This is a genomic window from Planctomycetaceae bacterium (assembly GCA_039680605.1).
In the GTDB taxonomy this organism is placed as follows: Bacteria; Planctomycetota; Phycisphaerae; order SM23-33; family SM23-33; genus JAJFUU01.
Window position 1 is genome coordinate 1 of sequence record JBDKTA010000068.1, and the last position, 12,414, is coordinate 12,414.

Consider the following 12,414-nt stretch of genomic DNA (forward strand, 5'->3'; position numbering starts at 1 on the left):
GATCGGATCCAAAACAAGTGAAAAGACCCTTTGGGGTAGCAGAATGCCGCCATTGCACCGCCATTCCTGCACAAATCGACCGAAAATAATCTGCATAAATCTATAACTGCGGAAGTTGGGTTAGCGGGGCTTGGAGATGATGATGGAGTTGTTCTGTCCGCCGAAGCCCATCGAGTTGCTCATGATGTACTTGACGTCGGCTTTGCGCGGGGCGTTGGGGATGTAGTCCAGATCGCAGTCGGGGTCGGGGCTGTGCAGGTTGGCGGTGGGGGGCAATATCTGGTCGCGCAGCGCCAGCACGCACGTCAGCAGTTCGGTCGCCCCTGCGGCGGCGATCAGGTGCCCGAGCATGCTCTTGACCGACGAGACAGGCACCTTGGGAGCGTACTGGCCGAAGGCTCGCTTGATGGCCTTGGTCTCGACCTCGTCGTTCTGCTTGGTTCCGGTGCCGTGGGCGGAGATATAGCCGATATCCTCGGGTTTGAGTCCGGCGTCGGCCAGCGCGGCGGTCATGGCCGTGGCGGCGCCGTCGCCCTCGGGGTCCTGGTCGGTGATGCGGAAGGCGTCGGCGGAGGAGCCGTAACCGATGATCTCGGCCAGCATGGGCGCGCCGCGTCGTTTGGCGGATTCGTACTCTTCAAGGATGATGATGGTGGCGCCTTCGCCGATGACGAAGCCGTCGCGGGTGGAGTCGAAGGGGCGGCTGGCGGTATCGATCGCGTCGTTGCGCCGGGAGAGGGCGGTGAGGCGCACGAAGCCGGTGATGCCCAACGGATGAATCATGCTGTGGGCGCCGCCGCTGATGATGGTATCGACCATTCCGGTGCGGATCTGGCAGGCGGCCTCGCCGATAGCCTGGGTGCTTGCGGCGCAGGCGGTCAAAACGTTGAACGCCGGCCCGCGCGCGTCGAACTCGGCAGCGAGATGCGCGACGACCATGTTGGCTTCCTGCTCGACCTCGCGGTAGAGCTCCATGCGCTCAAAGGCCAGCTTCGCCCAGCTCTTGTGGTCCAGCGCGTTGTCGCGCCAGGAATCGGTGATGCAGGAGACGAACTTCTCGAAGTCCAGGCTGCCCTCGCCGCTGCCGAGGTAGACGCCCAGGCGGTCGTGGTCGAGGGAGGCGTCGCCTTCGAGGGCGGCGGCTTTCCACGCCTGGCAGGCGGCGCCGAGGGCGAATCGGGCATGTCGGCCGGCGTGGACGTGCCTGGCGGGGTCGGGCACCTGCGTGCTGAAGTCGTACCCGCGCACCTGCGCGGCAAACTTGCTGGGGAAGGTGCTGGCGTCGAAGATTTCGATGGGATAGAAGCCTTTTTGAACCGTCAGCAGCTTGTGCCAGGTTTCTTCGACCGTGTGGGCCAGCGGGTTGACCGTGCCCATTCCCGTAATGACGACGCGTCGTTTCATCATGGCTGGTACCGCTTGAACACGCACACCGCCGACTGACCGCCGACGGTGAAGGTGCTTGTGACTGCGTAATCGAACTTGCCCTGGCGCGGCGCGGGCGAGAAATCCAGCACACTTTCGCACGCCGGGCGCTCGAAGTTCGGCGTCGGCGGAATGACCTGCTCGGCCAATGCCTTGCACGCCAGGATCATGTCCATCCCGCTGGCGCCGGCGAAGAGGCAGCCGACGGCGCCGGTGAGGGTGGTGGCGGGAAGCTTTCCGACGCCGGCGAATACTTCCGTCCACGCGGCGGCCTCGACCAGGTCCTCGCCGGGCACGGCGGTTCCATGGGCGATGGCCAGCCCCACGTCCTGCGGACCGATGCCGGCAGTGCGAAGGGCGTTGCGCAGGGCGGCGGCCAGATTGCCGCAGGTGGGGCGTTCGAGGTTGATGCCCTGAGGGTCGCAGGCGGCGGCAAAACCGACCAATTCGGCATGGATCCGCGCGCCGCGTGCAGTCGCTCGGGCCATATCTTCCAGAATCAGCAGCCCGCCGCCCTCGCCGATGGCAAAGCCGGCATGGGCGGCGTCGAAGGGTCGGCAGGCGGTGGCGGGGGCGTCGTTGCGAGTCGTGCAGGTGCGGTGCATCAGCGTCTGGCGGAGCAGGCCCATCGGGTTGAGCTTGCTCTCGGTCGAACCGGCGATAACCACGTCGGCGGCGCCGCGCAGGATCCACTGGGCCGCCTCGCCGACAGACATGTGCCCGCTGGCGTCGCCGCAGGTGATGTTGTTGCTGGGCCCTTCTGCCTTGTGGATGATCGTCGTGTGGCAGGAGAGCATGTTGGGCAGGTACTTGAGCAGCCACAGCGGCGTGAGATTATTCATGCCGACCGTGCCCCAGGTCTTGTAGTCGAACCGCCCGTCGACGAGGCTGGTGACCAGGGCGGTGCCCAACTCAGGCAGTTCCGCGCACATGAGCCCGGCGCCGATGTTGCAGCCGAGCCGCTTGGGCTCGACGTTAGGCGTCTGCCCTTCCATTCCGGGCGTGACCAGGCCGGCGTCGCGGACGGCCAGGTCGGCGCAGGCGACGGCGATCTCGATGTCGCGGGCCATCACCTTGATGGATTTGCGATAGTCTTTGGGAACGAACTTCTTGGCCGAGAAATCTCGGAGCTGGCCGCCGATGTGGGTGGGGAAGCCGGTGGCGTCGAACCCTTCGATAGCGGCAACGCAGAGCTTGCCCGCCAGCGTGGCCTGCCAGAACTCGTCCAGGCCCACGCCGGAGGGAGCAACGACTCCCGCTCCGGTGACGGCGAGGCGGCGATCAGGCATTTGCCGCTCCCAGGAACGGCTGAATCAACCGTTGGAACTGTCCGGTAAACACGAAATTCTCCTCGGGGAACTTCAACCCGGCCATGTTCTGGTCCACGTGTGAATACATCAGGTCGACGACGCCGATCTGCTTTCCGTTGCGCCAGACGATGCCGTTGGTCAGCGCCGCCGCCGGGGCCAGCGTGTCGATCTTGACCTCGTAGAGCAACTGGTCGCCGGGCACGACGATGTCGGTGAACTCGGCCTTGGAGATCTTGCCCAGGACGACCTTTTCCTTGAAATGCATGGCATGCCCGACGAGCAGCCCGCCGGTCTGGGCGGTGCCCTCGATCATCAGCGACACGGGCATGATCGGGAATGCCGACCAGTGATCGTGCAGGTGGTCTTCGGCCAGCGAGACGTTCTTGAGGCCGACGGCCCGCTTGCCGGGCTCGAACTCCACGAGACGGTCAATCCAGTACCAACGCATGCGATGCTCCCAATCGTCCGGGTTCGGCGGGTTGCGGATCAGGCGACCTTGGTGCGAACGTAATTGCAGATCGTTTTTACGCGGAACAAATTCGTCATCTTGTTGATGTCGGGGTCCTGCTGGAAGTCGGTGAAGTCGGCATGGGGCATGCGTTCTTTCAACTGCGTCAGGCCCGACTCTGTCAGCTTTCCGTCCTGGACGTACTCGGGGTTGTTCAGGATGTTGTCCGGGAACAACTCCCCGCGCGGGATCTTGATGTCGAAGGCCTTCTCCAGGCGGAAGACGATGTCGAGAAAGTCGATCGACTCGGCGCCAAGGTCTCCGGTGAGGGTCGCTTCGGGGGTGACTTCTTCTTCGTCAACGCCCAGGGCGTCCACCAGCGTCTCTTTTACCTTTTCGAAAACTTCTGCTTCAGTCATCAGGCGTTCTCCTTGATGCCTTTCGTCGGGTTAGAATACAGCCGCCAAAGGTTCCACCTTCCGGCGGCTCGGGTCTTATCTATAGAGATTTTCGCCGCAAAAGTCAATGCTGCCGGTATCGAGGCCCGTCAGCACGCCGCAGCCGCCGCCAAGGCGGCAGGGCCTCCGCATAGATCAAACTCTCGCTTGAGGCCGGCGATGATTTCCTGGTCGGAGGCGGCGGGGTGTCCGCGGTCGGCCAGGTTGAAGCATTCCAGTTCAAGGCGGACAACCGATACCGTCGGTTTGTCGCCGACAAACCCATTGCCCTTGAGCTTGGCGATGTTGCCGTCGAGGGAAACAAGCTCCACCTCGCACCGCAGCACCTGTCCGGGGGCGACAAAGTTCGCGTATCGCACGTTGCGGGCCACGGAAAGAACGACGATGCTCTTGGAGAATTTCTGCTCCAGCCTCACCAGCCACGCCGCCGCCTGCGTCAGCGATTCGAGCATCAGCACGCCCGGCATGACCGGAAAGATCGGGAAATGGTCGGCCAGGTACTCCTCGGCCAGCGAGAGAACCTTGGTCGTGACGATCTTCTTGCCCGGCACGATCGACTCAATTTTGTCCACAAGCTGAAACTTCATGGCGTAGCCTCATCCCCCACCTGGCCAAAGATTGCGGGGTTTTAGTCGTTCAAGAGACCCAATGCAAGCCTTTTTTACGTGGGTGCCATGGCGGCCGTCTTTCAGCCGCCATGCCCCGGACACTTCTGGGCAAGCATGGCGGCTGAGAAACGGCCGCCATGGCACCCGGGACTTTGTTGGTTTCGGATTCAAGATATGTCGCTATTTGCGATGCCGCTGTCCCGGGTTGGCGTCGTCTTCATCGTATGAGCCGCCCTCGGCCATCTTTCCCTGCACTTCGACGCGCTCGACGCTGAGGGCTTTGCCCGTCATCGGGTCGATCGACGCCAGCACGCCGCACATGCGCGGGTCGCCTGCCGTCACGTCGTAGGGCGCCGGCATGTTCGTCCGCAGCGACGAGAGCACGCGGTCTTTGCGCCGCCCCAGCACGCCCTCGTACGGGCCGGTCATGCCGACGTCCGATATGAACGCCGTGCCGCCGGGCAGCACGCGGGCGTCTGCCGTGGGGATGTGCGTGTGCGTACCGAAGACGAGGCTGGCTCGCCCGTCCAGGTGCCAGCCCATGGCGATCTTCTCGCTCGATGCCTCGGCGTGAAAGTCCACAATGCGGATCCTGACCTCTGAGCCCATCTCGTCCATGCAGCGGTCCACCGCCGCCCAGGGCGAATCGTTGGCGCCCATGTACATCTGCCCCAGCACGCAGGCGACGCCCGCGCGGTATTGGCCGGATTTAATCGGCACGACTGTCCACCGCTTGCCGGCCGCCTGCACTGACAGGTTTGCCGGGCGTACGATGCGGTCGGACTTCTCCAGCAGGGGGATGATTTCCTTGCGGCGGTAGACGTGGTCGCCCATGGTTACCGCGTCGACGCCGTAACGCTGGAGTTTCTCGAAGATCTGCGGCGTAAGCCCGCTGCCGCCGGCGGCGTTCTCGGCGTTGCAGACCACCAGGTCAACCGACCGCTCCTTGATAAACGTCCCAAGCTGATCGGCCAGGACCATCCGCCCCGCCCGGCCGACAACGTCGCCGATACACAACACGTTCACAGGCATCTAACGTTCGCTTTCCAGGGCCACGCGGGCCAAGAGGTAGAAGACATTCTACATTGGCATTTCCAATTTCCAATTTTCAATTTCCAATTTGAAGAGAAGCGCCTCCCGCTTGAGCGGCTTTCTGTTGTTAAATTGGAAATTGTCAATTGGAAATTGGAAATCTGTTCACCACTCGCGCGAGTCCGGCACGTCGAGCCAGGCGCCGCCTTGCTCGATCGAGAGCTGGCTGAACAGGCCCGGCAGCGTCATGTCCATCGACTCGTGGATGCCGATGGGCGTGGGGCGTTTGCCCGTGACGGCGTCGACGAAGTCCAGAATCTCAAAATAGTCGCCGCCGCCGTGGCCGGCCTTGTTGGCGGCCTCCATTCCGACCTTCCAGAACTCCGGCAGGAACTCGTCCTGCAGCTTGGCCAGGTCCATCCACTCGCCTTCCTTGCAACGCGAGCGCAGCCAGATGCGGTTGATCTCGCCGTAGCCGTGCGAGCGGGCCGATTCGTAGCAGCCGTCGGTGCCCTGGAGCTGGTAGTTCGTCATCGAGTGCGGGCGGTCGCTGAGCATGTCCACGCGGATCTTGACCAGCCCGCCGCTGCGCATCTTGCAGAGCATGACGGACGATTCCTCGTTCTCGTACAAATCGCCGCGCGGGTCGCGGTAGTGATGCCCCGAACCGGCGCAGCAGACCCGCACGACGCGGTCGCCGGGCATCCACTGCAGGATCGGGCCCAGGCTGTGCGTTCCGTACGTAACGCCGTTGACGCCCGTCTGCCACTTGCGGCGCCACTTGGTGATCTCGTTGAGCCCCTTGAGCTCGTGGATGTACTCGCCCTCGCCGTAGTACGGCGTGCCGAACAGCCCCCGCGCCACCAGTTCACGCACGATAACGTTGGGCTGCATATACGTGTAGTTCTCGGCCATCATGTAGATGACCCCTTTTTCTTTTACGGCCTGGACGAGCTGGCGGCATTCGTCGATGTTCACGCCGGCGGGCACTTCCGAGATCGCGTGCAGCCCCTTCCTGACGGCCGCCAGCGCCTGGGGGATGTGAAACTGCATCGGCGTGCCGATGATGACGGCGTCGAGTTCGCTCTTGTCGAGCATGGTGTCGTAGTCGGTGTATTTCTCGGCCGCCCCGAACCACTTGGCGCTTTCGTCCAGGGCCTGGGCATTGGTGTCGCAGATGGCATGAATGCGCACGATGCCGGTGGCGTCGCAAGCGGCCTTAAAGCTGGCCCCGCGCCCGCAAGACCCCACGACGGCGACGTTCAACTTCTCAAGTGTGCTCATTCATTTTCTCCAAAAACGGGGAGTTACGTCCACGAATGTCACGAATGACACGAATGGGGAAAGAATAACAACAATCCTTTGTTAGCGCACTACTCTTTCGGTCTTCAGTCGTTCTTCACCGAAGTTCAGGATGATCGCCAGCTTCAGTCCCGTGGCTTTGAGGTACGACAAGGCCTGGGCTGTGCGGGCAGGATGCAGTGCATCCAAGGCCTTTAGCTCCAGCACGACCTTCTCGTCCACCACAATATCCATCCTGAACTCGCCGCATAAGACGCCATCATAATGAACCTCTGCCGATTTCTCACAGACAAACGGAATCCCTTTCTTGGCCAGTTCAACGCAAAGAGCCTTCTGGTACACCCCTTCGGGAAATCCCGGTCCCAGCTTTGAATAAACCCGCTGCGCACAGCCCACAATCTTGAAGCTCAAGGTCCCGTGAATGACCGAAGGAGCCACATAACTATTGTCCCGCAGATCGTCGCTCAGATTGTCTGCCATCTTCACAGCTCCTTGTCTTCTTGTTTCTTTGTCTTTTCCCATTCGTGACATTCGTGACATTCGTGGACGTAACTCCCGTTCTTCACTCGTGGGACCACCGCTCGGCCTTCTTGAGCAGTTCGCGGGCGTCGGCTTCGGTGCGGCACCCGGTATGAATGAAGAGGCCGCGGGCGGAGAGTTCCTTCAGGGCCGGCTGCACTTCGTCGGGGCCGATGAAGATGTCGAGGTTCTTGCCTGCGGCCTGCACTTTCTTGAGCACGTCCATGTAATGCAGCGGGCTGGGCTTGCCGGCGCCGGGCAGGATCTGCAGGGCCTGCAGGCGCGGCAGTTCCAGCAGCGCGTCGACGTGGTTGAAGTTGCCCACGCCGTCGACGTGGTAGATCGCGTAGTCGAGGGTCTCAAGCTGCTTGATGATCCCCGGCAGGAACAGCTTACGGTAGTGCTCGGGCGAGATCATGTACGCAAAATCGTTCTGCGGCGAGTAGAACTTGCCCGGCGCCCACAGCGGGTACCAGGTGGTAGTCCCCTCGGCCGCCTTGTGCGTCATCTCGTACAGGCGGTTGTAGACCGTGATCCACAGGTCCATCAGGTACATCTCTGCCGCCAGCACTTCATCGGGGCGGTCGAACAGATCGTACAGCAGCGGCTCTGAGCCCCGCAGCCAGGCGAGCGTGTCGCCGCTGCCGCCCAAGGCCGTCACCAATGAGGGGATGCACTTGCCCGCCGATTCTTCCACCGCGCGGGCCTGGAGGCGCAGCACGTGCGCGTACCGCGGGTTGTTTTCGTCGAGCTTCAGGTGCGTGCAGTCAAGGGTGTCGCCGGTCAGAACCGGCTGCACCCAGCCGGTGTTCCAGTCCAGGTCCACCCGGCAGCCCAGCAGGGCGGGCAGGCTCTCGTGCCCGGGATGCCCGGCCGACCAGACCGGAAACGCCTCGCCGCCGAAGAACGTGCTGCCCATCCAGCTTTCCGCGCAGGCGCTGATATAGTCCAGGTCGGTCCAGCGCTGCTCGGGCGTGTCGGGCCGCGGCGGGGCCGGCGGGCAGGGCAGGGGCTTCTCGCGAGCGCCCGTTACCCACATCCCGCAGCGACCGGTGTTTTCGTGCGCCCACCATGCGCGATAGAAATCCTTCGTTCGCTCCCAATCATCCTTATACAGAAGGTTCATATCATCCTCATAAGCCCGGCATATTTGCGGTGCGAAAAGCCGTCATGGCACCGGGGACCATGGACCCTATATAATCTCTGCCCGGGTTGAAGTGATAGACCTTAACCGACAGGATCATCCACCATGAAGTCATGCATAGCAGCGATGGCAATGCTCGGGGCATTCTCATTATCCCTCGCGGCGGCCGACGAGCCCTCGCAGATCAAGACCCAGGCGATCAAGGCAACCTGGCAGTTCAGCATCGATGAGGGCAACACGTTCATCGACGCCCTGCCGCCGACCGCCAAGACGCTCATGGCAAAAGCGACCTTCACCATCGACGATCCCCAGACCGTGGCGGGGCTGTGGCTGGCGCACGTGGATGAGAAGCTGCCCAACCCGCTGTCGCCGGCGTATATCGCCAGCGCCTTCGCGATGGCCGGTCATCGAGAGGCTCGCGACCGAAACTGCGGCGCCAGCCCGCTGTGGACCTACACCAAGGTGCAGATCAACGGAAAGGACATCACCGGCCCGCAGGAGGCCATGGTCTACACGGCTCTGCCCATCGAGCCGGCGGGCCTGCTGGTCAAGGGCTCCAACACGCTGACCGTCTCGGGAACGCTCTGGTCGCTGGCGACCGGGAAAAACCCCTGCCCGACCAAGCCGCTGCAACTGCTCGCCGCCGCGCCCCAGCCGGCAGCCGTCCTGGGCGGACCGCTGCTGGGAATGCTCGGGCCAGACGGCGTAACCGTCAACTGCGCCACGGCGTTGCCCGCGGCCGTCACTGTTACGGCAATGCCCACCGAGCCCGCCGGAGCGGAAGTTTCCGCCGCCTCGCCGGTGGGACTGTATCACCAGGTCAAGCTCCCGCTGCCTGCCGGTACACGAAAGTTCAGCTATAGCGTCACCAGCCGCGTCGGCGCGCATGAAGCCAAGGCCGGACCTTTTGCCGCCCGGCTGCCCGCGCCCGACGGCAAAGGCTTCAAGCTCGTGGCCATGGGCAACACGCGCTGCCACGTGTACACCGTCGAGAGCGGGCCGAAGCTTGCCGCGGGCATGCTGGCGGTCAACCCCGACATCTTTGTGCATGTCGGGCAGGTCGTCGAACTGGCGACGTGGGACTATCACTGGGAGCCGTTCTTCTTCAATCAGTACCGCCCGCTGATCTCGGCCGTCCCGACGTACCTGAGCCCCGACGGCGGCGACCACATCGGCCGCGTGTTCCGGGCCTTCGGCACCGCCGGCGACGACAAGCCGATGAACTGGACAGCCGCCTTCGGCGACGTGCGACTGATCGGCTGCGACGGGGCGTACGAATGGAAGGCCGGAAACGACAACGCCAAGTGGCTCGAGTCGGTGCTGCAGGGCGCCAAGGAAAAGTACATCATCGCCTTCGATCATTTTCCCGGCTACACCGACGGTTACCAGAGCAGCCCGCACGGCGGGGCCGGCGAGCGCACGTTTCCGCCGATCAAGCAGTGCCGTGAGCTGATCCTGCCGATGCTGGGCAAGTACAAAGCCACCGCCCTGGTCTCGGCGTACGACTACAACTACGAACGCATCGAGCCCACGCCCGACAAGGGCGTCACGTGCATCATCGTCGGCGCCGGCGGGGCCAAGACCTACTGCCAGGGTTCGCCCAACGAGTTCACCAAGACCGCCAAGTGGATCCGAGTCACGTCGTTCGTGCAGTTCGAACTCAAGGACGGCTCAATGGAGATGACCGCTATCGGCATCGACGGAAAACCGATCGACTCGAAGACCTTCAAACCAAGACAGTGACCGCTAAATCACTCGCTGGTGCTTGTCGGCGGGACGGCGTCGGATCCGCGTCCAGTACTCTTCGCGCACGTCGTCGTCAATATGCACGGGCCCGCCGCCGGCCCAGTGGCGATCCTGCCCGTTCTTTTTGCAGCCGGAAATCCAATACTCGTCGCCGGTCTCAACATCGCGATAGTTCGCATAGTTTCCCTGGCCCTTGAGGCTCTGGAACCGCTTGCCGCGGTAGTAGAGCATCCTGCCGGTCCTGGAAAATCGCACACGTCCTATCCACGCAGCCCCGCAGTCATTCTGCCCGGACTTCACCTCCACGTACATGATCCGAGACCGCATCTTATTCCAAGCCGGTTCACGAGCAACTGGTTGTACTGACCAGAAACGCAGCGTGGCGTTGCCGCCCAGTTCAATCACCCATCGTTGCGTATCGCTGCATATCCAGACCTCTTCTCCCGCTCGCCAAAGCTCCCCGTAGAGCCTCGGCATCTCGTGCGCAGGCAACCGCAGGCCCGTATTGCCTGCCGCCCAGAGTATGATGAGACTTTCGCAGTCCCCCAACGGCAGGCCCTTGAGCCATTCCACCACATCCTCATAGGAGAGAATCGAAGAATCAATCGCCCCAGCCTCCTCCATGGCAGACAAAGCCCCCCTCACGTGTTCAATAAGCTCCCTGGCCTGCGCTGAAGGCAATAGGAGTTCGCTATTCTTGCGCCGCAGTTCAGGAATGCGATCTATTCGGGCACGTATCTCCCTTGCCGGATTCATGAGGTTCACCGTGACTAGGCGACAAAGCCCTCGACCACAGAACCATTCGTCGTCGCGAGGGCCGCTTTACTGTTGTGCGAAGACGCGCTTGAGCAGAGCCGTGGTACGGGCCGCCGGGTCTTCGCGGATGCTTTGCTCTTCCTGGGCGACCACTTTGAACAAGCCCTCCAGGGCCCGGCTGGTCACGTAATCTTCGATGCCCGGCAGTTGCGGTTTGGCTGACAGCGGGATGGCGTTATACCGTCCGACCAGGTCGTTCCAGCCCTTGACGACGCCCAGGCGCCCCATCTGGTCGGACACGATCGGCATGTACAGGCTCTTGAGGCGGGCCGAGGTCCTCTGCCTGAAATAATCGGTGGCCGCCGTCTTACTGCCGCCGGTGAGGATCAGACGGGCGTCGTCAAAGCTCATCTCTTTGATGGCGTCGATGAAGACCGGACCGGCCTGCGTTGCGGCGTGTTCGGCGGCAGCGTTCATCTGCCGCTCAAAGGCATCTACCTGACCGCCCAGCCCGACTTTGCGCAACGTAGCGGCTGCTTTGTCAAACTGCGAGGGCACGGTGATCTTGAGCAGCGCGCTGCTGAAATAGCCCCCCGGGGTGGAGGTCTTGGCCACGGCGTTTTCCGTGCCGACCTTCAACGCTTCGCCCAAGCCGCGGGCAATCGTGTTATCGTCCAGGGGCATGCCCATGGCGCCGAGCATCGAATCGAAATCGGAGTTGCAGCCGCCCGTCAAGAGGGCAGCCACGGCGGCCACAATGATCGGAACAGTCGTTCTCACTGCACGCGCTCCTTATTCCGGAGTTATTTCTTTGGCGAGCCAAACAGGTCGCCCAGGCTCTTGTTGATATCCTGCGTCGCCTTTTCGGCGCCGCTCTTGATCTGGGCTGCCGCATCACCGGAAGCCTGCTGGAGCATCTTGCCGGCCTGCTCGCCCATGGCGTTGGCGGCGGCAGTGGCGTCGTGGTTGAGTATCCTGGTCAGGTCGCCGGGGATGGCGCCTTTCCCTTTTTCCGCCACGGCAGCGATGACGGCAGGAAAGATCCTGCTGATCAGCGTGCCGATGGTCGCTCCATCCGGACCGTCGCTGGAAAGATTCTTGAGTTCGATGGCCGGGACTTTGACCGTCAGCGGCGCACCGGCGCCCAGGTAAAAGTTCGCCACGACGTTTCGAATCACCAGCATGTCGACCTTGATCTTCTTACCCGGGCTCTTGTCGTCGGGCTGCTGCTTGTTGGCGCCACCGCCGAGCTGTTTGACGTGGTCGAGGATTACCGAGATATTGTTCTTGCCGCCCGCCATTTCGATGTTGACGTCCAGCCCGTCGAGCACCAGCGACGAAATCTGGACCGGGCTGCCGATCACGCTGGAAGGCTGCACTTCCATGCTGAACAAGCCGGTGTTGATCAGGTGCGGGCTCTTGAAGCCCTGGGGGTTGGCGATTTTGAGCTGGTCGATCCTTGTGCTGCCGTTGAGCAGGCTGATGTTGACGTCCTTGACGGCCGTATCGACGCCCAGGGCATATTTTCCGCCCTGCTCGATGCCGCTCTTGGCCAGCGTGTCGATCATGGCCCACAAGCCGCCGACACTCAGAACAATCAAAGCCACGATTGCCAGAATGGTTCGCTTGACGGTCTTCTTCATGATTTGCGCCTTTCAATTGGGTC

The 12,414-nt window shown here is 62.5% G+C and carries 13 protein-coding genes; 1 reads left to right on the forward strand and 12 read right to left on the reverse strand.

Features of this window, described 5'->3' with window-relative positions:
- Positions 1–120 precede the first annotated feature (120 nt).
- The 9 genes from ABFD92_20130 to ABFD92_20170 form a co-directional block, all read right to left on the reverse strand.
- On the reverse strand, positions 121–1,407 hold the full coding sequence (locus ABFD92_20130) for a beta-ketoacyl-[acyl-carrier-protein] synthase family protein (GenBank protein ID MEN6506849.1): 1,287 nt from the start codon (positions 1,405–1,407) through the stop codon (positions 121–123).
- Positions 1,404–2,714: a beta-ketoacyl-[acyl-carrier-protein] synthase family protein gene (locus tag ABFD92_20135; GenBank protein ID MEN6506850.1), complete on the reverse strand. Its 1,311-nt coding sequence runs from the start codon at positions 2,712–2,714 to the stop codon at positions 1,404–1,406. The genes ABFD92_20130 and ABFD92_20135 overlap by 4 nt, the downstream gene beginning before the upstream one ends.
- Positions 2,707–3,183, reverse strand: coding sequence for a beta-hydroxyacyl-ACP dehydratase (locus tag ABFD92_20140; protein ID MEN6506851.1), 477 nt, complete (start codon positions 3,181–3,183; stop codon positions 2,707–2,709). Before ABFD92_20140 ends, ABFD92_20135 begins: the two co-directional genes overlap by 8 nt.
- Positions 3,184–3,221: 38 nt before the next feature.
- Complete coding sequence (locus ABFD92_20145) at positions 3,222–3,602, reverse strand: acyl carrier protein (protein MEN6506852.1); 381 nt, start codon at positions 3,600–3,602, stop codon at positions 3,222–3,224.
- A 128-nt stretch (positions 3,603–3,730) separates the two neighbouring features.
- Entirely contained in the window at positions 3,731–4,228 is a 498-nt protein-coding gene (locus tag ABFD92_20150; GenBank protein MEN6506853.1) for a 3-hydroxyacyl-ACP dehydratase FabZ family protein, read from the reverse strand.
- A 201-nt stretch (positions 4,229–4,429) separates the two neighbouring features.
- Entirely contained in the window at positions 4,430–5,281 is an 852-nt protein-coding gene (locus ABFD92_20155) for a TIGR00282 family metallophosphoesterase (protein ID MEN6506854.1), read from the reverse strand.
- Between the two features lie 165 nt (positions 5,282–5,446).
- The gene (locus ABFD92_20160) at positions 5,447–6,565 is read right to left on the reverse strand and encodes a Gfo/Idh/MocA family oxidoreductase (protein MEN6506855.1); all 1,119 of its coding nucleotides are present in this window, start codon (positions 6,563–6,565) and stop codon (positions 5,447–5,449) included.
- Positions 6,566–6,646: 81 nt separating this feature from the next.
- Positions 6,647–7,063 (reverse strand): GxxExxY protein, encoded by a 417-nt coding sequence (locus ABFD92_20165; protein ID MEN6506856.1) that lies wholly within the window; start codon positions 7,061–7,063, stop codon positions 6,647–6,649.
- Positions 7,064–7,145: 82 nt separating this feature from the next.
- Complete coding sequence (locus ABFD92_20170) at positions 7,146–8,228, reverse strand: hypothetical protein (protein MEN6506857.1); 1,083 nt, start codon at positions 8,226–8,228, stop codon at positions 7,146–7,148.
- 123 nt (positions 8,229–8,351) lie between these two features.
- Here ABFD92_20170 and ABFD92_20175 point away from each other — a divergent pair, with 123 nt between their 5' ends.
- Positions 8,352–9,989: a hypothetical protein gene (locus ABFD92_20175; GenBank protein MEN6506858.1), complete on the forward strand. Its 1,638-nt coding sequence runs from the start codon at positions 8,352–8,354 to the stop codon at positions 9,987–9,989.
- Positions 9,990–9,992: 3 nt separating this feature from the next.
- Here the strand turns inward: ABFD92_20175 and ABFD92_20180 are convergent, their stop codons facing one another.
- The 3 genes from ABFD92_20180 to ABFD92_20190 form a co-directional block, all read right to left on the reverse strand.
- The gene (locus ABFD92_20180) at positions 9,993–10,748 is read right to left on the reverse strand and encodes a hypothetical protein (protein MEN6506859.1); all 756 of its coding nucleotides are present in this window, start codon (positions 10,746–10,748) and stop codon (positions 9,993–9,995) included.
- Between the two features lie 66 nt (positions 10,749–10,814).
- A complete protein-coding gene (locus ABFD92_20185; GenBank protein ID MEN6506860.1) occupies positions 10,815–11,528 on the reverse strand; it encodes a DUF4197 domain-containing protein in 714 nt (237 codons plus the stop codon).
- Between the two features lie 23 nt (positions 11,529–11,551).
- Complete coding sequence (locus ABFD92_20190; GenBank protein ID MEN6506861.1) at positions 11,552–12,391, reverse strand: hypothetical protein; 840 nt, start codon at positions 12,389–12,391, stop codon at positions 11,552–11,554.
- Positions 12,392–12,414: the final 23 nt, after the last annotated feature.

What these genes read in the sequence shown, in the direction of transcription:
- ABFD92_20130 (MEN6506849.1), bottom strand. Translation starts at nt 1,407, where the DNA reads ATGATGAAACGACGCGTCGTCATTACGGGAATGGGCACGGTCAACCCG.
- ABFD92_20135 (MEN6506850.1), bottom strand. Translation starts at nt 2,714, where the DNA reads ATGCCTGATCGCCGCCTCGCCGTCACCGGAGCGGGAGTCGTTGCTCCC.
- ABFD92_20140 (MEN6506851.1), bottom strand. Translation starts at nt 3,183, where the DNA reads ATGCGTTGGTACTGGATTGACCGTCTCGTGGAGTTCGAGCCCGGCAAG.
- ABFD92_20145 (MEN6506852.1), bottom strand. Translation starts at nt 3,602, where the DNA reads ATGACTGAAGCAGAAGTTTTCGAAAAGGTAAAAGAGACGCTGGTGGAC.
- ABFD92_20150 (MEN6506853.1), bottom strand. Translation starts at nt 4,228, where the DNA reads ATGAAGTTTCAGCTTGTGGACAAAATTGAGTCGATCGTGCCGGGCAAG.
- ABFD92_20155 (MEN6506854.1), bottom strand. Translation starts at nt 5,281, where the DNA reads ATGCCTGTGAACGTGTTGTGTATCGGCGACGTTGTCGGCCGGGCGGGG.
- ABFD92_20160 (MEN6506855.1), bottom strand. Translation starts at nt 6,565, where the DNA reads ATGAGCACACTTGAGAAGTTGAACGTCGCCGTCGTGGGGTCTTGCGGG.
- ABFD92_20165 (MEN6506856.1), bottom strand. Translation starts at nt 7,063, where the DNA reads ATGGCAGACAATCTGAGCGACGATCTGCGGGACAATAGTTATGTGGCT.
- ABFD92_20170 (MEN6506857.1), bottom strand. Translation starts at nt 8,228, where the DNA reads ATGAACCTTCTGTATAAGGATGATTGGGAGCGAACGAAGGATTTCTAT.
- ABFD92_20175 (MEN6506858.1), top strand. Translation starts at nt 8,352, where the DNA reads ATGAAGTCATGCATAGCAGCGATGGCAATGCTCGGGGCATTCTCATTA.
- ABFD92_20180 (MEN6506859.1), bottom strand. Translation starts at nt 10,748, where the DNA reads ATGAATCCGGCAAGGGAGATACGTGCCCGAATAGATCGCATTCCTGAA.
- ABFD92_20190 (MEN6506861.1), bottom strand. Translation starts at nt 12,391, where the DNA reads ATGAAGAAGACCGTCAAGCGAACCATTCTGGCAATCGTGGCTTTGATT.